This window comes from Pseudomonas sp. AU11447, assembly GCF_001672555.2.
Taxonomy (GTDB): Bacteria; Pseudomonadota; Gammaproteobacteria; order Pseudomonadales; family Pseudomonadaceae; genus Pseudomonas; species Pseudomonas nitroreducens.
The window spans coordinates 35447-55165 of the sequence record NZ_LZDG02000018.1; the positions used below are offsets into that span (position 1 = coordinate 35447).

Below are 19719 nucleotides of genomic sequence, written 5' to 3' on the forward strand. Positions count from 1 at the left end.
CGAAGATAATTGCCGTACTCTTCTGGCTCGGCGCGATACTGACGATCGTTAAAAAGCACCTCAAAGCAACGACGGAGTAGCGCATTACAATCCTCAGCCTGAGCGCTCTCGCCGGGCTATGCCTCACGGCAGGCCTGAGTGTCGCACTCGGGGCACCGCAGATACTCAGCCCATTGGGCGATGGCGTTCGTTATTTCATTATTCCGTACGCTCTGAGCTTCTTCGTCATTTTTATCAGCCAGCCCCGTAGGCCTTATCTGGCCGTCATCATTCTCCTCCCGCTGGCTGCAACAGCTTTCTTGCTGTTCAGCGCGGTAGATCGTGGAGAGTTTCAATGGAAGGCTTTTGCCCGCTTCTCCGAGAAGGCTCCAGACATTCTGATTCCAGTCGCCCCTAGAGTGCAGATTTTCCCTGGCTGGGAAGGACGCTCCGGTCGACCTGTCGCCGCCGCAACCCCCTACGAAATCGACATTAATCATGTACGGCTTACCGGGCTGCAGCGTCGACAAGATATCCACGAGCTAGAGGCGACCGAGTCGGATAATCAGATCAGCTTCGAGCTGCCACAATGCATCGGCATTCGCTATGTGGGCGTCGTCGTCGAGACCACTAGATCGCAGGCCGGCGATATACAGGTTTATTGGGGACAAGACTTTCAGTTCACGGAGGAAAGCTCCTTCCGTCGCGCCTACCCCGCAGGCCCGGTAAAGGCACAGCTGGCTTTCAGAAAGTCTCGTAGCGATAACAGCCTGCGCATTGATCTTTCTGAAGCGCCAGGGAGTATCAGGCTGAATCGAATTCAAGCGAACTGCCTCGATAGCTTGGCCGAGCCCCAGACAGCCCACTGATTCAGGTTTCGATTTTCATGAATGAAACGCAGCAAGCCATGCAGAAAAAGATCCTCATCCCCGGTGGAGCCGGCCTGGTCGGCCAGAATCTGGTCGACCAGCTCAAGGAGCGCGGTTACACCAACCTGGTCATCCTCGACAAGCACCGCGCAAACCTCGATATCCTGCGCAGCCTCCACCCGGAGCTGACCATCGAGTACGCCGACCTTGCCGCGCCCGGCGATTGGGAAAAGCACTTCGAGGGTGCCGATACCGTCGTCATGCTGCAGGCCCAGATCGGCGATCCGAATCCAGAGCCATTCGTGCGCAACAACATCACCTCGACCGAGCGCATCCTCGAGCTGATCCAGCGCTACGAAATTCCCTATACCGTCCACATCAGTTCCTCGGTGGTGGAGTCGGTCGCCGACGACCACTACACCAACACCAAGAAGGAGCAGGAGCGCATCGTCGTGGAAAGCGGGATCAACTGCGTGGTGCTGCGCCCGACCCTGATGTTCGGCTGGTTCGACTGCAAGCACCTGGGCTGGCTGTCGCGTTTCATGCAGAAGGTTCCGTTATTCCCGATCCTCGGAGATGGCCGTCTCATGCGCCAGCCGCTGTATGCCGGCGACTTCAGCAGCATCATCGTCAGCTGCATCGAGTCACGCATCGCCGGCCAGGTTTACAACATCACCGGGCTGGAAGAAGTCGACTACATCGATATCATCCGCACGATACGCAACACCACTGATGCCAAGTGCATGCTGCTGAAGATTCCCTAAGGGCTCTTCTACGTATTGCTGAAGATCTGGGCACTGTTCGACAAGAACCCGCCCTTCACTGCTGATCAACTCAAGGCCCTGGTGGCCCGCGACGAATTCCAGGTGATCGACTGGCCCGGCATCTTCAAGGTGAAGCCGACGCCATTCGCAAAGGCCGTGGAAGAAACGTTCAAGCACCCTACCTACAGCAAGGTCGTAGTGGATTTCTGATGAAGGACAATCAACGCATCGCCGTGCTCGGTGATCTTCGAGGCTGACGACCGTGCCGACGGCATGACCGCGCATTTCGACTTTGGCGGCCTTTCCATCGAGCGCTACTACCACTTCCATTGCATCTCCGATCATGCCTTCCTCCAGGTGCTGGATGAGCTAGGCCTGTCTGACCGCATGAACTGGGTCGAAACCAAGATGGGCTACTGGTACCAGGACAAGGTGCAGCCGTGGGGGAACCCGATCGCGCTGCTGAAGTTCTCCGGCCTGAGCTTCCTCGCCAAGTTCCGCTACGGCCTGCATGCGTTCCTGTCGACCAAGCGCAATAACTGGAAGCCGCTGGACCACGTCGAGGCCACGGGCCGGACCAAGCGCTTGGTCGGGGCGGAAGCCTACGAAGTGCTATGGCGCCGCCTGTTCGACTACAAGTTCTACGATTACACCAGCAACCTCTCGGCAGCCTGGATCTGGAGCCGTATTCGCCGCATCGGGCGCTCGCGCTACAGCCTGTTCAAGGAGAAGCTGGGTTATCTGGAAGGCGGCTCCGAAACGCTGTTGCACGGCCTGCGGGACTACATCCAGAAAAACGGCGGAGAATTCCGCCTGGCTACGCCGGTCAGCAAGGTGCTGATGGAAGACGGCAATATTCACGGTGTCGAGGCTGCTGGCGAACAACACGCCTTCGACAAGGTGATCAGCACCCTCCCGATGCCCTATGTTCCACGCCTGATGCCGGACTTGCCCGAGGCTACCCTCAAGGCCTTCGGCTCGGCGAACAACATCGCCGTGGTCTGCGTCATCGCCAAGCTGCACAAGGCCGTCACTGAGAACTTCTGGCTCAACACCAACGATCCCGATATGGATATCCCGGGACTTGTGGAGTACAGCAACCTGCGTCCGCTGGATGAGCACATCGTCTATGTACCCTTCTACATGCCCGGCGAGCATCCGAAATTCCAGGAACCGGACCAGGCCTTCCTGGACAAAGTGAAACGCTACCTGCAGAAGATCAACCCGCAGCTGGCCGACTCCGACTTCCTCGAACTGCGCGCCAGCCGTTACCGCTACGCCCAGCCTATCTGCGACCCTGGTTACCTGGAGCACCTGCCGCCGGGTGAGCTTCCCGTTGAAGGCCTGTGGGCCGCCGATACCTCCTAATACTACCCGGAAGATCGTGGGATCTCCGAGAGCATCGATTTCGGCCGCAAGATGGCGATCCAGGCCGCCGCCAAATGATCAGGCACTTTCTTACCCGACAGTTCCTGACTTTCATTGGCGTCGGCGTGACGGCCACCCTGGCCAACTGGTGTACGCGCTACGCTCCCAGCCAGGAGCTGAACTACTCGCTGTCGGTGCTGCTGGCCTATCTGGTGGGGATCAGCGCAGCATTCCTGCTCAATCGTCGCTTCGTGTTTCCGGGCTCGCCCCGGCCGATCGCCGCGCAGGCCAGGGAGTTTCTGCTGATCAACGTGGCCTTCATGCCCGTGGTCTGGGTATCCGCCCTGGGCTTCCGCTACATGCTTTGCCAGATGGGCCTGGAAGCCATCGCCGATGGCCTGGCTCACGCGCTCTCGCTGGCGGTTCCTGCGTTCGGTACTTTCCTGCTTTACAAGTTCTTCACCTTTGCCGGTCCCAAGACACAGGAAAGATAAGCGCTGCACACTGCATCCACGCCTAACGCGGATGCGGTGCCCTCTCCCGGCAGTGGCGGAATTTCCGCCGACGACACCGACGCCTGAGCAAGAATCCGCCTATAGCACCCTCTGCGACCAAGAGCGAACAGCGCTGCAGAGCGCTCTGACGTAGCCTTCCGCCCTGGCACACACCTTGCTCTGCGACCTCGGTGCGATTGCCTTGTGCATCGCATCTCGCGGCGTGCCTGTCACGTCGCCCCACCGGGCCACGAACCCAGTGGTGTCCTTCGGGCTTCTTGCCATCTCGCGCCTTCTATTCGCAAGGCGCATCGCCGGGTGCAGTGATCCTGCCCCGGCCAATTTCCTCCCCCCTCTTCATCGTTCAGGACTTTCCTACATAACGGTCCTACGCACGCCTGCCGCTTAGGAATCAAGAGCTACGGCGCATTCCGCTTGGCCCTCTGCATTTGACTGCCATTCTGCGGTCATGAAAGCGCGCTCAAATCTTCACGAAATCCCCTCTAAATCGGGCACTAATGCAAAACCTCTCCTATGGTTTATCCGGGGTGGGCAGAGCAGGAAGTACTGCCCGATACATTGGATAGCAAGCTATTGACCTGAATCAGGGGCGACCCCCAGGGACAGGCGCCTAATAGCGTCACTCTCCAACTTCCTATAGGGAGATTCTTAAATGTCGCAAGAAAGCAGCCAAAAACTACGACTCGGCGCGCTGACAGCCCTGGTCGTAGGATCCATGATCGGCGGGGGCATTTTCTCCCTTCCGCAAAACATGGCGGCCAGTGCAGACGTCGGCGCCATCCTCATCGGCTGGGCCATCACCGCGGTCGGCATGCTGACCCTGGCCTTCGTCTTCCAGACTCTGGCCAACCGCAAACCCCAACTTGACGGCGGTGTGTACGCCTACGCCAAGGCCGGTTTCGGTGACTACATGGGCTTCTCCTCGGCCTGGGGTTACTGGATCAGCGCCTGGCTCGGCAACGTCGGTTACTTCCTTCTGCTGTTCAGCACCCTGGGCTACTTCTTCCCGGTCTTCGGCAAGGGCGACACCGTCGCGGCGATCGTCTGCGCGTCGATCCTCTTGTGGGCCCTGCACTTCCTGGTGCTGCGCGGGATCAAGGAAGCGGCGTTCATCAACACCATCACCACGGTGGCGAAGATCGTCCCGCTGTTCCTGTTCATCCTGATCTGCCTGTTCGCCTTCAAGCTGGACATCTTCACCGCGGACATCTGGGGCAAGAGCAATCCTGACCTGGGCAGCGTGATGAACCAGGTGCGCAACATGATGCTGGTCACCGTCTGGGTGTTCATCGGTATCGAAGGCGCGAGCATCTTCTCCTCCCGTGCGGAAAAACGCTCGGACGTCGGTAAAGCCACCGTGATCGGCTTCATCACCGTCCTGCTGCTGCTGGTACTGGTGAACGTGCTGTCCATGGGCGTGATGACCCAACCGGAACTGGCCAAGCTGCAGAACCCGTCGATGGCGCTGGTGCTGGAGCACGTGGTCGGTCACTGGGGCGCGGTCCTGATCAGCGTCGGCCTGCTGATCTCCCTGCTGGGTGCCCTGCTCTCCTGGGTACTGCTGTGCGCCGAGATCATGTTCGCCGCCGCCAAGGACCACACCATGCCGGAGTTCCTCCGCAAGGAGAACGCCAACCAGGTGCCGGCCAACGCCCTGTGGCTGACCAACATCTGCGTGCAGGTCTTCCTGGTCATCGTGTTCTTCACCTCCGGCAGCGCCGATGGTGGCATGGACCCGTACACCAAGATGCTGCTGCTGGCCACCTCGATGATCCTCATCCCTTACTTCTGGTCCGCGGCCTACGGCCTGCTGCTGGCGGTCAAAGGCGAGACCTACGAGACCGACTCGGCCGACCGCACCAAAGACCTGATCATCGCCGGTATCTCGGTCATCTACGCCATCTGGCTGATCTACGCCGGTGGCCTGAAGTACCTGCTGCTGTCGGCGCTGCTGTATGCGCCGGGGGTAATCCTCTTCGCAAAGGCGAAACGTGAAGTGGGCCAACCCATCTTCACCAATATCGAGAAGCTGATCTTCGCTGGCGTTGTCATCGGCGCCCTGATCGCGGCGTACGGCCTCTACGACGGCTTCCTCACTCTGTAACTCCTGGAGACATCTCATGAGCACGGAAAAAACCAAACTTGGCGTCCATTCTGAAGCTGGCAAACTACGCAAAGTGATGGTCTGCTCGCCCGGACTCGCCCACCAACGCCTGACCCCGAGCAACTGCGACGAGTTGCTGTTCGACGACGTTATCTGGGTGAACCAGGCGAAGCGTGACCACTTCGATTTCGTCACCAAGATGCGCGAGCGTGGCATCGACGTCCTCGAAATGCACAACCTGCTGACCGAGACCGTCCAGAATCCCGAAGCCCTCAAGTGGATCCTCGATCGCAAGATCACCAACGACAGCGTTGGCGTCGGCCTGACCCAGGAACTGCGCGGCTGGCTGGAAAGCCTGGAGCCTCGCAAACTGGCGGAATTCCTCATCGGTGGCGTGGCCTCCGATGACATCCCGGAAAGCGAAGGCGCCAAGGCGCTGAAGATGTACCGCGACTACCTCGGCCACTCCAGCTTCCTGCTGCCGCCGCTGCCCAACACCCAGTTCACCCGTGACACCACCTGCTGGATCTACGGCGGTGTGACCCTGAACCCGATGTACTGGCCGGCGCGACGTCAGGAAACCCTGCTGACAACCGCGATCTACAAGTTCCACCCGGAATTCACCAACGCCGAATTCGAAGTCTGGTACGGCGATCCGGACAAGGACCACGGCATGTCCACCCTCGAAGGCGGCGACGTCATGCCCATCGGCAACGGTGTCGTCCTGATCGGTATGGGTGAGCGCTCTTCCCGCCAAGCCATCGGCCAGGTTGCCCAGGCACTGTTCGCCAAGGGCGCAGCGGAGAAAGTCATCGTTGCCGGCCTGCCCAAGTCCCGCGCCGCGATGCACCTGGACACCGTCTTCACCTTCTGCGACCGCGACCTGGTCACCGTCTTCCCGGAAGTGGTGAAAGAGATCGTTGCCTTCACCCTGCGTCCGGACGAGAAGAGCCCCTACGGCATCAACGTCCAGCGCGAAGACAAGGACTTCATGACCGTCGTCGCCGAGAGCCTGGGCCTGAAAAAACTGCGCGTCGTCGAAACCGGCGGCAACAGCTTCGCTGCCGAGCGCGAGCAGTGGGACGACGGCAACAACGTGGTCTGCCTGGAGCCGGGCGTGGTGGTCGGTTATGACCGCAACACCTACACCAACACCCTGCTGCGCAAGGCCGGTGTGGAAGTCATCACCATCAGCGCCGGCGAACTGGGCCGGGGCCGTGGCGGCGGTCACTGCATGACCTGCCCGATCATCCGCGACCCGATCGACTATTGATTCGCCCGACTATCACTCACAGAGCGCATTGATCTGAAAAAGGCGGCCCTAGCCGGGGCCGCCTGCCCCGCCAGCCACGAGCTGTACTGACGAGGCCTAGCTTTCCATCCCACAAGGAGAACGAACATGGCTTTCAATATGCACAACCGCAACCTGCTCAGCCTGATGCACCACAGCACTCGCGAGTTGCGCTATCTGCTCGACCTGTCCCGCGACCTGAAACGCGCCAAGTACACCGGTACCGAGCAACAGCACCTGAAAGGCAACAACATTGCGCTGATCTTCGAGAAAACCTCGACCCGCACCCGTTGCGCCTTCGAAGTCGCCGCCTATGACCAGGGTGCCAACGTCACCTACATCGACCCGAACTCCTCGCAGATCGGCCACAAGGAGTCGATGAAGGACACCGCCCGCGTACTGGGCCGCATGTACGACGCCATCGAATACCGTGGCTTCAAGCAGGAAATCGTCGAGGAACTCGCCAAGTACGCCGGCGTACCGGTGTTCAACGGCCTCACCGACGAGTACCACCCGACCCAGATGCTGGCCGATGTGCTGACCATGCGTGAGCACAGCGACAAGCCGCTGCACGACATCAGCTACGCCTACCTGGGCGACGCCCGCAACAACATGGGTAACTCCCTGCTGCTGATCGGCGCCAAGCTCGGCATGGACGTGCGCATCGCCGCCCCGAAAGAACTGTGGCCGACCGACGAGCACGTTGCCGCCTGCAAGAAATTCGCGGAAGAAAGCGGTGCGAAAATCACCATCACCGAAGACCCGAAAGTGGCAGTCAAAGGCGTGGACTTCATCCACACCGACGTCTGGGTCTCCATGGGTGAGCCGGTGGAAGCCTGGGGCGAACGCATCACCGAGCTGCTGCCGTACCAGGTCAACATGGACATGATGAAAGCTGCCGGCAACCCGCGCGTGAAGTTCATGCACTGCCTGCCCGCCTTCCACAACAGCGAAACCAAGGTCGGCAAGGAAATCGCCGCCAAGTACCCGAACCTGAAGAACGGCATCGAAGTGACCGAAGACGTCTTCGAATCCCCGTACAACATTGCCTTCGAGCAAGCGGAAAACCGCATGCACACCATCAAGGCAATCCTCGTATCGACCCTCGCCGACATGTAATGCCGGGCCGCCCCGGGGCCGCGCCCAAGCGCCGGCCCCGGGCGCGTTTCCACTCTTTCGGAGGTACTGAATATGCGTATCGTCGTCGCATTGGGCGGTAATGCCCTGCTGCGTCGTGGCGAGCCCATGACTGCTGACAATCAACGCTTGAACGTTCGGATCGCCGCCGAACAGATTTCCAAGGTCGCTCCCGGCAACGAGCTGGTAATCGCCCACGGCAACGGCCCGCAGGTCGGCCTCCTGGCCCTGCAGGGCGCCGCCTACGACAAGGTTGCACCCTATCCGCTGGACGTCCTCGGCGCTGAAACCGAAGGCATGATCGGCTACATGATCGAACAGGAAATGGGCAACCTGCTGCCGTTCGAAGTACCGTTCGCCACCATCCTCACCCAGGTCGAAGTGGACGCCAAAGACCCGGCCTTCCAGAACCCGACCAAGCCCATCGGCCCGGTCTATTCCAAGGAAGAAGCCGAAGCCCTGGCCAAGGAGAAAGGCTGGAGCATCGCCCCCGACGGCGACAAGTTCCGCCGCGTGGTCGCCAGCCCCCGTCCGAAGCGCATCTTCGAGATCCGCCCGGTCAAGTGGCTGCTGGAGAAAGGCACCATCGTCATCTGTGCAGGCGGTGGCGGCATCCCGACCATGTACGACGAATCCGGCAAGAAGCTTTCCGGCGTCGAAGCCGTGATCGACAAGGACCTGTGCTCCTCACTGCTGGCCCAGGAGCTGTCGGCTGACATCCTGATCATCGCCACCGACGTGGACGCTGCCTACATCGACTGGGGCAAACCGACTCAGAAAGGCATCGCCCAGGCTCACCCGGACGAACTGGAACGCCTCGGCTTCGCCGCCGGCTCCATGGGTCCGAAGGTCATGGCAGCCATCGAGTTTGCCCGCGCCACCGGCAAGGATGCAGTGATCGGCTCGCTGGAAAACATCGTCGCCATCACCAAAGGCGAATCCGGCACCCGCGTCAGCACCAAAAAGGCTGGCATCGAGTACCGCTAAGACCTGTCCTCAGCAAAGGCAACATCGAACCGGGAGCCCTCATGGCTCCCGTTTTCGTTCAAGGACCCTGCGCGATCTGCCCGGAAACTCGTCGCCTACTTCCGACAATTCCTGGCGCAAGCGTGACTCGGCAGTCATCATCCTCGTCAGCTAAAGCATTCGAATCACTAGAAGCCACCGCCTGGCTTTGTGCCACCGGGCCGCGCCTCCATGCGCAACTGGCGCCCAGCCGCACAAGATGCACTTGCTGAAGGAGTTTCCGAGAGATGTCTCGACTACCGGTCATCGTTGGTTTTGGTGGATATAACGCGGCAGGCCGCAGTTCCTTCCACCATGGGTTCCGCCGCACCGTCCTCGAATCCATGGAGCCCGCCGCCCGCCAGGAAACCCTCGCCGGCCTCGCGGTGATGATGAAGCTGGTGAAAGTCGTCGACGGCCAGTATCAGGATGCCGACGGCAACGCCCTCGATCTGGCCGCCATCGAACAACGCTTCGCCGAGCAGATTCGCCAGTCCACCCTGATCCGCCGTATCGAGTTGCAATACCTCGACGTCGACGCCGCGCATTGCCACAAAAGCCTGACCGTCAACGCCGCCGGCGCCCCGCTGACCTTTACCACCCTGCGCAAGCAACTGCCCGAGCCGCTGCCCGCCAACTGGTCGGTGGAAGAGACCGAAGGCAGCGAAGTCCGCGTCACCCTGCACGACAGTTGCGAATTCAAGGTCGACAGCTACCGCGCGCTACCGGTGAAATCCGCCGGCCAGTTGCCCACCGGCTTCGAGCCGGGCGAGCTGTACAACTCCCGCTTCCATCCGCGCGGCCTGCAGATGTCCGTGGTCGCCGCCACCGACGCAGTGCGCTCCACCGGCATCGACTGGCAGACCATCTGCAACGCGGTGCAGCCCGACGAGATCGCCGTGTTCTCCAGCAGCATCATGAGCCAGCTGGACGAAAACGGCTTCGGCGGCCTGCTGCAATCGCGCCTGCGCGGCCATCGCGTTTCGGCCAAGCAGTTGCCGCTGGGCTTCAACAGCATGCCCACCGACTTCATCAACGCCTACGTACTCGGCAGCGTCGGCATGACTGGCAGCGTGACCGGCGCCTGCGCGACCTTCCTCTATAACCTGCAGAAAGGCATCGACGTCATCACCACCGGCCAGGCCCGTGTGGCCATCGTCGGCAACGCCGAGGCGCCGATCACCTCGGAGATCATCGAGGGCTACGCCGCCATGGGTGCGCTGGCCACCGAGGAAGGCCTGCGCCTGATCGAGGGCCGCGACGATGTCGACTTCCGCCGCGCCAGCCGCCCGTTCGGCGACAACTGTGGCTTCTCCCTGGCCGAGTCCGCGCAGTACGTGGTGCTGATGGACGACGCCCTGGCCCTGGAGCTGGGCGCCGAGATCCACGGTTCGGTGCCGGACGTGTTCATCAACGCCGACGGCTTCAAGAAGTCCATCTCCGCCCCCGGCCCGGGCAACTACCTGACCATGGCCAAGGCCGTGGCCGCCGCCGCGCAGATCGTGGGCGAGAAAAGCGTGCGCCAGCACAGCTTCGTCCACGCCCACGGCTCCAGCACCCCGGCCAACCGCGTGACCGAGTCGGAAATCCTCGACCGCGTCGCCACCGCCTTCGGCATCAGCGACTGGCCGATCACCGCGGTGAAAGCCTTCGTCGGCCACTCCCTGGCCACCGCCAGCGCCGACCAGCTGATCTCGGCGCTGGGCACCTTCCGCTACGGCGTCATCCCCGGCATCAAGACCGTCGACAAGTTCGCCGACGACGTCTTCAAGGACCACATCGCCCTGTCCAGCAGCGATGTGCGCCGCGACGACCTGGAAGTCTGCTTCATCAACTCCAAGGGTTTCGGCGGCAACAACGCCACCGGCGTGCTGCTGTCCCCGGCCGTCACCGAGAAGATGCTGCGCAAACGCCACGGCGATGCTGCCTTCAACGACTACCAGGCGCGCCGCGAAGCCACCCGCGCCGTCGCCCGCCAGTACGATGAAGCCGCGACCCAGGGCCGCTTCGACATCATCTATAACTTCGGCAACGACATGATCGACGAACAGGCCATCGAGATCAGCGATCAGGGCATCCAGGTCCCCGGCTTCAGCCAGACCATTGCCTACAAGAAGGATGAGCGCTTCAGCGACATGATCGACTGATCGCCGACGTTGAACGAAAAAGCCGGGCAGATGCCCGGCTTTTTTGTGCCTGACGATTCACTCGGTGTGGTCGAGGCCTGTAGGAGCGAGCTTGCTCGCGAACCGCACAACACCGTCGTCACCAGCAAAACCCGTTCGCGAGCAAGCTCGCTCCTACACCTGGCTCCGATCAGTACGTCCCCTGCCCCACGCCCAACTCGAGAATGCTGCCCTTCAGGTTCTCGAAGTCGTACTCGGTCAGCCCGACGTAATCCAGCACCAGCGCGCGCACGCTTTCCCACTCGTGGTCCTCGGTCTGGTTGCCCAGCACACGGTAGGAACCACAGATGTGCTCGGCCATCTTGAGGATTGCCAACAGGTTCTTCAGCTGGGTGTCGCGGGAATTGTCGTCACTGAAGATCGACAGCGCGTTGTGGTGGTTGGCGATGGCCTCGCAGACGTGTTCCGGCAGGCGCCACGAGCGTGCCGTGAAGTAGCCGACCACCGCATGATTGGTGTTCAGTACGCGGTTCTCGGTGTCGACCACGCGGCGTTCGTCACTGGCGCTGGCGTAGGCCTCTTCCAGCACCGCCATGTAGTTGGGGAAACGCTTGAGCATCAGCGGGATGCCGCAGTTGTGGAACAACCCCAGCGCGTATGCCTCGTCCACCGACTCGTAGCCAATGCGCTTGGCCAGGGTCAGGCAGCTCATGGCCACGTCCTGCGCGGTATCCCAGAAGCGATTAAGGGTGACGATGGTGTCGTCGGTCATCTCGCCCTTGATCGACTGGGCGTTGATCAGGTTGATCACCGAACGGCTGCCCAGCAGGTTCACCGCACGCTGGATCGAAGTGATGCGATTGGCCAGGCCGAAGAACGGCGAGTTCACCAGCTTCAGCAGCGCACCGGACAGCCCCGGGTCCTGGCTGATCAGCTTGGCGATCGCCTTCAGGTCCGGATTGGGCATGAACTGCTCCATCTGCAGGTCAACCATGATCTGCGGCTGCGGCGGCACGCTGATGCCCTGCAGGGCCTGACGGATCTGTTCGGCGGAGAGTTCTTGGGACATGAAGGCGCGGACTGGAAAGTTGACGGGGCGCACAGTTTACCCAGAGCAACGCATTCTGGAACTGCCGTTTTAGACTGAACTTTCATCGGCTGCTGTGTCGGAACCTTTACACCCAAGCGGAAGAAATGGGAGACACGCCATGAGCAAGACACTCAAAGGCAAGACCGTCGCCATCCTGGTCACCGATGGTTTCGAACAGGTCGAACTGACCGGCCCGCGCGAGGCGCTAGAGGAGGCCGGCGCCAAGGTGAAGATCCTCTCCGACAGCACCGACAAGGTGCGCGGCTGGAACCACGACAAGCCGGCGGACAACTTCAAGGTCGACGGCACCTTCGAGACCGCCCGCATCGATGACTATGACGCGGTGCTGCTACCCGGCGGCGTGATCAACGCCGACCAGATCCGCAACCTGCCCAAGGCCCAGGAAATCGTGCAGAAGGCCAGCGAGGCCGGCAAACCCATCGCCGTGATCTGCCACGGCGCCTGGTTGCTGGTCTCCGCCGGCCTGGTGAAGGGCAAGACGCTGACCAGCTGGAACTCGCTCAAGGACGACATCAACAACGCCGGCGGCCACTGGGTAGACCGCCAGGTGGTCAAGGACGGGCATCTGATCAGCAGCCGCAAGCCCGACGATATCCCCGCCTTCAACAAGCAGCTGATCGAAATCCTCGCCGCCTGATCCGATCAAAAGCGCGTGCGCCCGGCTCCGGCGGCGCACGCTGCTGCGCTATAATCCCGCTCTTTTGCCGGAGCCTTCCCCATGACCCTGCCCAGCCTGCGTCTGAAAGCCAACGCCGAGCGCCGCCTGCGCGCCGGCCACCTGTGGGTCTACAGCAACGAGGTGGACGTCGCCGCCACCCCGCTGAACGGCTTCGGCGCCGGCGAACAGGCCATCCTCGAAATGGCCAACGGCAAGCCGCTGGGCATCGTCGCGATGAGCCCGAACAACCTCATCTGCGCCCGACTGATTTCCCGCGATACCAAGCACGTTCTCGACAAATCGCTACTGGTTCACCGCCTGAACGTCGCCCTGAGCCTGCGCGATCGCCTGTTCGACAAGCCCTTCTACCGCCTCGTCTACGGTGACTCCGACCTGCTGCCGGGCCTGGTGGTAGACCGTTTCGGCGACGTACTGGTAGTCCAGCTCGCCTCGGCGACCATGGAGAAGCACCGCGACGACGTACTCGCCGCCCTGCTGCAGGTGCTCAAGCCCAGCGCCGTGCTGTGGAAGAACGACTCCAGCGCCCGCGATGCCGAAGGCCTTGAGCGCTACGTCGAGAACGCCTACGGCGAAGTCCCCGAATGGGTCGGCCTGGAAGAGAACGGCGTGAAGTTCGAAGCTCCGGTTCTGGCTGGCCAGAAGACCGGCTGGTTCTACGACCACCGCATGAACCGCGCCCGCCTGCAGCCCTATGTGCAGGGCAAGCGCGTACTCGATCTGTTCAGCTACATCGGCGGCTGGGGCATCCAGGCCGCCGCCTTCGGCGCCAGCGAAGTGATGTGCGTCGACGCCTCCGGCTTCGCCCTGGATGGTGTGGAACGCAACGCCACCCTCAACGGCCTGGCCGAGAAAGTCGCCTGCGTGGAAGGTGACGTATTCGACGCCCTGCGCGAGCTGAAGGCCGCCGACGAGCGCTTCGACGTGATCGTTGCCGACCCGCCCGCCTTCATCAAGCGCAAGAAGGACCTGAAGAACGGCGAGGCCGCCTACCGCCGCCTCAACGAACAGGCCATGCGCCTGCTGTCCAAGGACGGCGTGCTGGTCAGCGCCTCCTGCTCGATGCACCTGCCCGAGGACGACCTGCAGAACATCCTGCTGGGTAGCGCCCGCCACCTGGACCGCAACATCCAGTTGCTCGAGCGCGGCGGCCAGGGCCCGGACCATCCGGTTCACCTGGCGATCCCGGAAACCCGCTACATCAAGAGCCTGACCGTGCGCCTGCTGCCTAACGGCTAAGACGGTACAGCACGAAAACGGGGCGCCTCCTCTCGGGATGCGCCCCGTTTTTCGTTTCAACGGCGGATGGCGGATAACGCGTGGGGCGTTATGCGCCCTACGAGATAAGGTCCCTCACCTCCTTCACTTCACCGGCATCAGCGAATCCGCCTCACTGATCACCGCCTTGCCGGTGCTGCGCTGGAACAGGCACAACTCGCGACCCTGCTTGCCCTTCATGTGCGCCTGCGGACTCTTCTTTTCAGGGTATAGGCCTCCAATCATCAGCGCCGTGTAGCCCACGCTGTCGTCGAACAGCACCGGCGCGCCCAGCACCTTCTTGTTCTGTAGATGGCTCAGCGCCAGGCAGGCTTCGCGCTGCTGCTTGTCCTGCGCTTGCCAGGCCGCATCGGACGAGGCCTGCACGCTGCCAACGAAGAGCGCGGCCAGTAGGGCGACGGGGAGGATTCTCATGGGGTTGCTCCTTCAACGAACGGGATCGAAAAGCGTCAATGGCCATTCTGACCACGCCAGCGCGGCGAAAGTCTATGGCCCGCGCCGACCACCAGCCTTTCCCTGGCGGCAAGGCCCGGCGTAGAATCCGGCTCATTCCTGCCATTTATCCCCCGGCGGGCCTGTGAGCCCCGGCCGAGCAGGCGGTGACCCCGCCAAGCCCCGCGCCGACCTCGCCCATGCAAGGCCATCTGCTGTTTGCATCCGGTGCGTACCGCGCTCACGATACGACTTAGAGTCTGCTCAAGGTCTCGCCGGCCAGCGCCATCCGCTGCACGCCGCCGCACAGAAGACCCGGATCGACTCCCACCGTGCACCTGAGCCGCAGGAACCTGTCATGCCCGATTACCGTTCGAAAACCTCCACCCACGGCCGCAACATGGCCGGCGCCCGCGCCCTGTGGCGCGCCACAGGGATGAAGGACGAAGACTTCAAGAAGCCGATCATCGCCATCGCCAACTCCTTCACCCAGTTCGTGCCCGGCCACGTGCACCTGAAGGACCTGGGCCAGCTGGTCGCCCGCGAGATCGAAAAACACGGCGGCGTGGCCAAGGAATTCAACACCATCGCCGTGGACGACGGCATCGCCATGGGCCATGACGGCATGCTCTATTCCCTGCCGTCGCGCGAGATCATCGCCGACTCTGTGGAATACATGGTCAACGCCCACTGCGCCGACGCCATCGTCTGCATCTCCAACTGCGACAAGATCACCCCCGGCATGCTGATGGCCGCCCTGCGCCTGAACATCCCGGTGGTGTTCGTCTCCGGCGGCCCGATGGAAGCCGGCAAGACCAAGCTGGCCAATCACGGCCTGGACCTGGTGGATGCCATGGTCGTCGCCGCCGACGACTCCTGCTCCGACGAGAAGGTCGCCGAGTACGAGCGCAGCGCCTGCCCGACCTGCGGCTCCTGCTCCGGCATGTTCACCGCCAACTCGATGAACTGCCTGACCGAAGCCCTGGGCCTGTCCCTGCCGGGCAACGGTTCGACCCTGGCCACCCACGCCGACCGCGAGCAGCTGTTCCTGCGCGCCGGCCGCCTGGCCGTCGAGTTGTGCCAGCGCTACTACGGCGAAGGCGACGAGTCCGTGCTGCCGCGCAATGTCGCCAGCTTCAAGGCGTTCGAAAACGCCATGACCCTGGACATCGCCATGGGCGGTTCGACCAATACCATCCTGCACCTGCTGGCCGCCGCCCAGGAGGCGGAGATCGCCTTCGACCTGCGCGACATCGATCGCCTGTCGCGCAAGGTGCCGCAGCTGTGCAAAGTCGCGCCGAACATCCAGAAGTACCACATGGAAGACGTGCACCGCGCCGGCGGTATTTTCTCCATCCTCGGTGAACTGGCCCGTGGCGGCCTGCTGCACACCGACGTGCCGACCGTGCACAGCCCAAGCATGGCCGACGCCATCGCCGAGTGGGACATCACTCAGACCCAGGACGAGAAGGTCCACACCTTCTTCAAGGCCGGCCCCGCTGGCATCCCGACCCAGGTGGCGTTCAGCCAGAGCACCCGCTGGGACACCCTGGATGACGACCGCGCCGAAGGCTGCATCCGCAGCGTCGAGCACGCCTATTCCCAGGAAGGTGGCCTGGCCGTGCTGTACGGCAACATCGCCCTCGACGGCTGCGTGGTGAAGACCGCCGGCGTGGACGAATCCATCCACGTGTTCGAAGGCCGCGCAAAAATCTTCGAAAGCCAGGACGGCGCCGTGAAGGGCATCCTCGCCGACGAAGTGAAGCCGGGCGACATCGCGATCATCCGCTACGAAGGCCCGAAAGGCGGCCCGGGCATGCAGGAAATGCTGTACCCGACCAGCTACCTGAAGTCCAAGGGCCTGGGCAAGGACTGCGCCCTGCTCACCGACGGTCGCTTCTCCGGCGGCACCTCCGGCCTGTCCATCGGCCACGCCTCGCCGGAAGCTGCCGCAGGCGGCGCCATCGGCCTGGTGCAGGACGGCGACAAGGTGCTGATCGACATCCCCAACCGCAGCATCAACCTGCTGGTGAGCGATGAAGAACTGGCCACCCGCCGCGCCGAGCAGGACAAGAAAGGCTGGAAGCCAGCCCAGCCGCGCGCGCGCAAGGTGAGCACTGCGCTGAAGGCCTACGCCCTGCTCGCCACCAGCGCCGACAAGGGCGCAGTGCGCGACAAGGCCCTGCTGGACGGTTGAGTCTGGTAGTGACATGAAAAAGCCCGGCGAATGCCGGGCTTTTTTATTGATGTGGCGCGGTGGCTTATGACTTGGTTGCCGAGACCTTAGGACAGTCGCCCGAGCCGGGTTTGAGGCCGCGATCCGCATTGCAGATGGTACCTTTCTCCTCCCAAGCGACCGAACTCTCTCCCTGGGTCTTGGTAGGAGTGAGCTCTATCTTGAGTGCATTTCCATCCGCGTCCGTGGCTGCAGTCGAGGCTTTTATCACACCCTTTTCCACCGCATAGTCGCCGGCAATGTTGGACGTCGCGGTAAAGCTCTTCGGAATCCCGTAATCACCCGCCTTGCAGTCGTCTGCCTTGCCCGTTTCGGAGATACAAAGGCTCACCGCAGTTTTGACGGCGGACAGCTCTGCCTTGGCTGCAGCAGCCCTTGAGCGCGATGAATAATCCGAATACAGCGGCAAGGAAACCGAAGCCAGAATCCCGATGATCGCGACCACGATCATCAACTCGATCAGGGTGAAACCTTGTTGTTTAACCATCTGCGTGTCCCTCTGATTGCGCCGGATACCCGAATGGCTCCGGATGCATTCCAGTGAAGCCACGCCAACGGGTTAAAACATTCAGAGACGTCCGCACAGCCGGTTGAAAATTCGGCGCTTTTTCGCGGAGAGAACACTTCCGAGGTGCCACTGCACAGGCGCGCCGTAGGAATGAAGACTTCCCCATTCATCCCTCCTTGCCTCATGGCACTGTGCGATCCCGCTCCGGGCCAGTAAAATCGCGCTCTTTTTTCCCGGACCGCCGCCCATGAGCTCCCTCGAGAACCCGTCCGCCGCCAACAACCAGCCCGACCTGGTCTACGGCCTGGAAGACCGCCCCGCCCTGCCCATCGCCCTGCTCGCGGCGCTGCAGCACCTGCTGGCGATCATCGTGCCGATCGTCACCCCCGGCCTGCTGATCTGCCAGGCGCTGGGCGTGTCGCCGCGCGACACCAACCTGATCGTGTCGATGTCGCTGGTGATCTCCGGCATCGCCACCTTCGTCCAGTGCAAGCGCTTCGGACCGTTCGGCGCGGGGCTGTTGATCGTCCAGGGCACCAGCTTCAACTTCGTCGGCCCGCTGATCGCCGGCGGGGCGCTGATGGTGAAGAACGGTACGCCGGTGGAAGCGGTGATGGCGGCGATCTTCGGCGTGGTCATGGCCGGCTCCTTCGTCGAAATGGGCGTATCGCGCATCCTGCCCTTCGTGAAGCGCCTGATCACCCCGCTGGTCACCGGCATCGTGGTGCTGATGATCGGCCTCACCCTGATCAAGGTCGGCCTGATCAGCATGGGCGGCGGCTTCTCCGCCATGGCCAACGGCACCTTCGCCAATGGCGAAAACCTGATGCTGTCGGGCCTGGTGCTGGCGATCATCGTCATCCTCAACCGCATCCCGGTGGTGTGGATGCGCAGCGGTGCCATCGTCATCGCCCTGGCCGTGGGCTATGCGCTGGCCGGCTACCTGGGCCGCCTGGACTTCACCGGCATGCACGAAGCGCCGGCCTTCCAGGTCCCGGTGCCGCTGCACTTCGGCCTGGGCTTCTCCTGGAGCCTGTTCATCCCGATGCTGGTGATCTACCTGGTCACCTCGCTGGAAGCCATCGGCGACGTCACCGCCACCAGCAAGATCTCCAAGCAACCGGTCGAAGGCCCGCTGTGGATGCAGCGCATCAAGGGCGGGGTGCTGGTGAACGGCGCCAACTCGCTGCTGGCCGGCCTGTTCAACACCTTCCCCAGCTCGGTGTTCGCGCAGAACAACGGCGTGATCCAGCTGACTGGCGTCGCCAGCCGCCACGTCGGCCTGTGGATCGCCGCGATGCTCATCGTGCTTGGCCTGTTCCCCAGCGTCGCCGGGGTGATCCAGGCCGTGCCGGAACCGGTGCTCGGCGGCGCGGTAATGGTGATGTTCGGCGCGGTTGCCGCCTCGGGCATCAACATCCTCGCCGGCACCCATCTGGACCGCCGCGCGCTGCTGATCATCGCCGTCAGCCTGGCGCTGGGCCTGGGCATTTCGCAGGTGCCGGAGTTCCTCGCGCACATGCCCCACGCGATCCGCAACGTGCTGGAATCCGGCGTCGCCACCGGCGGCATCTGCGCGCTGCTGCTGAACTGGTTCCTGCCCGAGTCCGACGCCGCCAAGGCCTCGCACAACGGCTGATCCGCCACGACGCCACCTTCGGGTGGCGTCGTCGTTTATGCTCCCTGGCATGAACACTTCCCTGCGCATCGGCGTCATCGCCGACACCCACGGCCTGCTGCGCCCCGAAGCGCTGGCGGCGCTGCGGGGCTGCCAGCGCATCCTGCACCTGGGCGATATCGGCCCCGCCTCGCTACTCGATCAACTCCGCGAGCTCGCCCCGCTGGACGTGGTGCGCGGCAATAACGACACCGACGACTGGGCTGGTGCGTTGCCCGAGACGCTGCTGCTGGAGCTGGGTGGGCTGCGGCTCTACCTGATCCACGATCTCAAGCAATTAGTCATCGATCCGGCGGCTGAAGGCATCGATGTGGTGCTCGCGGGGCATTCGCACAAGCCATTGAATGAAGTGCGAGACGGAGTGCTGTACCTGAATCCGGGCAGCGCGGGGCCGAGGCGGTTCAAGTTGCCGATTGCGTTGGCGATTCTGGAGATTGTCGACGGGCAGCCAAAGGTGGAGATGGTTTCGCTCGTCTGAGAGCGTTCGCGAGCAAGCTCGCTCCTACAGGTAAATTCGGCGCTCATGCCTTGCCCTCACCCCAGCCCTCTCCCAGAGGGAGAGGGGGCAGATCGTACCGGCTGATACTGTTGGTTCTCCCTGCACCGTTCGGTCCCCTCTCCCTCTGGGAGAGGGTTAGGGTG

At 62.5% G+C, this 19719-nt stretch carries 18 protein-coding genes; 15 read left to right on the forward strand and 3 right to left on the reverse strand.

The window, feature by feature from the left end; translation table 11 throughout:
• The first annotated feature begins 173 nt into the window (after window positions 1–173).
• From A6723_RS03760 to A6723_RS03800, 10 genes are all read left to right on the forward strand, one after another.
• Complete coding sequence (locus tag A6723_RS03760) at window positions 174–848, forward strand: hypothetical protein (RefSeq protein WP_054910740.1); 675 nt, start codon at window positions 174–176, stop codon at window positions 846–848.
• Window positions 849–865: 17 nt separating this feature from the next.
• The gene (locus A6723_RS03765; RefSeq protein WP_256235561.1) at window positions 866–1612 is read left to right on the forward strand and encodes an NAD(P)-dependent oxidoreductase; all 747 of its coding nucleotides are present in this window, start codon (window positions 866–868) and stop codon (window positions 1610–1612) included.
• 15 nt (window positions 1613–1627) lie between these two features.
• The gene (locus A6723_RS32330; protein ID WP_256235563.1) at window positions 1628–1822 is read left to right on the forward strand and encodes a hypothetical protein; all 195 of its coding nucleotides are present in this window, start codon (window positions 1628–1630) and stop codon (window positions 1820–1822) included.
• A 30-nt stretch (window positions 1823–1852) separates the two neighbouring features.
• Window positions 1853–2980 carry an NAD(P)/FAD-dependent oxidoreductase gene (locus A6723_RS03770; protein WP_256235565.1) on the forward strand — a complete coding sequence of 376 codons (1128 nt, stop codon included), beginning with the start codon at window positions 1853–1855 and terminating at the stop codon, window positions 2978–2980.
• Window positions 2981–3054: 74 nt separating this feature from the next.
• Window positions 3055–3474, forward strand: a complete 420-nt coding sequence (locus tag A6723_RS03775) for a GtrA family protein (RefSeq protein WP_054910741.1) — start codon at window positions 3055–3057, stop codon at window positions 3472–3474.
• 673 nt (window positions 3475–4147) lie between these two features.
• Window positions 4148–5599, forward strand: coding sequence for an arginine-ornithine antiporter (gene arcD / locus A6723_RS03780; protein WP_054908064.1), 1452 nt, complete (start codon window positions 4148–4150; stop codon window positions 5597–5599).
• 16 nt (window positions 5600–5615) lie between these two features.
• Window positions 5616–6872: an arginine deiminase gene (gene arcA, locus A6723_RS03785; RefSeq protein ID WP_045215707.1), complete on the forward strand. Its 1257-nt coding sequence runs from the start codon at window positions 5616–5618 to the stop codon at window positions 6870–6872.
• Window positions 6873–6998: 126 nt separating this feature from the next.
• Window positions 6999–8009: an ornithine carbamoyltransferase gene (locus A6723_RS03790; protein WP_054908065.1), complete on the forward strand. Its 1011-nt coding sequence runs from the start codon at window positions 6999–7001 to the stop codon at window positions 8007–8009.
• A gap of 72 nt (window positions 8010–8081) precedes the next feature.
• On the forward strand, window positions 8082–9014 hold the full coding sequence (gene arcC / locus A6723_RS03795) for a carbamate kinase (protein WP_054908066.1): 933 nt from the start codon (window positions 8082–8084) through the stop codon (window positions 9012–9014).
• 266 nt (window positions 9015–9280) lie between these two features.
• Complete coding sequence (locus tag A6723_RS03800; protein ID WP_054908067.1) at window positions 9281–11179, forward strand: beta-ketoacyl synthase; 1899 nt, start codon at window positions 9281–9283, stop codon at window positions 11177–11179.
• Between the two features lie 169 nt (window positions 11180–11348).
• On the opposite strand, the gene A6723_RS03805 is transcribed toward A6723_RS03800, so the two are convergent.
• Window positions 11349–12173 carry an HDOD domain-containing protein gene (locus A6723_RS03805; protein WP_139092894.1) on the reverse strand — a complete coding sequence of 275 codons (825 nt, stop codon included), beginning with the start codon at window positions 12171–12173 and terminating at the stop codon, window positions 11349–11351.
• Window positions 12174–12366: 193 nt separating this feature from the next.
• Here A6723_RS03805 and A6723_RS03810 point away from each other — a divergent pair, with 193 nt between their 5' ends.
• Both A6723_RS03810 and A6723_RS03815 read left to right on the forward strand, forming a co-directional pair.
• Window positions 12367–12906, forward strand: a complete 540-nt coding sequence (locus tag A6723_RS03810) for a type 1 glutamine amidotransferase domain-containing protein (RefSeq protein ID WP_054908068.1) — start codon at window positions 12367–12369, stop codon at window positions 12904–12906.
• An 81-nt stretch (window positions 12907–12987) separates the two neighbouring features.
• A complete protein-coding gene (locus tag A6723_RS03815) occupies window positions 12988–14184 on the forward strand; it encodes a class I SAM-dependent rRNA methyltransferase (protein ID WP_054908069.1) in 1197 nt (398 codons plus the stop codon).
• 123 nt (window positions 14185–14307) lie between these two features.
• Here A6723_RS03815 and A6723_RS03820 read toward each other — a convergent pair whose 3' ends face one another.
• Window positions 14308–14637, reverse strand: coding sequence for a hypothetical protein (locus A6723_RS03820; protein ID WP_054908070.1), 330 nt, complete (start codon window positions 14635–14637; stop codon window positions 14308–14310).
• Between the two features lie 376 nt (window positions 14638–15013).
• Between A6723_RS03820 and ilvD the strand changes: the two genes are divergently transcribed.
• Window positions 15014–16852: a dihydroxy-acid dehydratase gene (ilvD, locus tag A6723_RS03825; protein WP_054908071.1), complete on the forward strand. Its 1839-nt coding sequence runs from the start codon at window positions 15014–15016 to the stop codon at window positions 16850–16852.
• A 64-nt stretch (window positions 16853–16916) separates the two neighbouring features.
• Here ilvD and A6723_RS03830 read toward each other — a convergent pair whose 3' ends face one another.
• Entirely contained in the window at window positions 16917–17378 is a 462-nt protein-coding gene (locus A6723_RS03830) for a prepilin-type N-terminal cleavage/methylation domain-containing protein (RefSeq protein WP_054908072.1), read from the reverse strand.
• A gap of 268 nt (window positions 17379–17646) precedes the next feature.
• On the opposite strand from A6723_RS03830, the gene A6723_RS03835 reads away from it, so the two are divergent.
• Both A6723_RS03835 and A6723_RS03840 read left to right on the forward strand, forming a co-directional pair.
• The gene (locus A6723_RS03835) at window positions 17647–19038 is read left to right on the forward strand and encodes a nucleobase:cation symporter-2 family protein (protein ID WP_054908073.1); all 1392 of its coding nucleotides are present in this window, start codon (window positions 17647–17649) and stop codon (window positions 19036–19038) included.
• A gap of 49 nt (window positions 19039–19087) precedes the next feature.
• Window positions 19088–19555, forward strand: a complete 468-nt coding sequence (locus tag A6723_RS03840; protein WP_139092890.1) for a metallophosphoesterase family protein — start codon at window positions 19088–19090, stop codon at window positions 19553–19555.
• The last annotated feature ends 164 nt before the right edge of the window (window positions 19556–19719 follow it).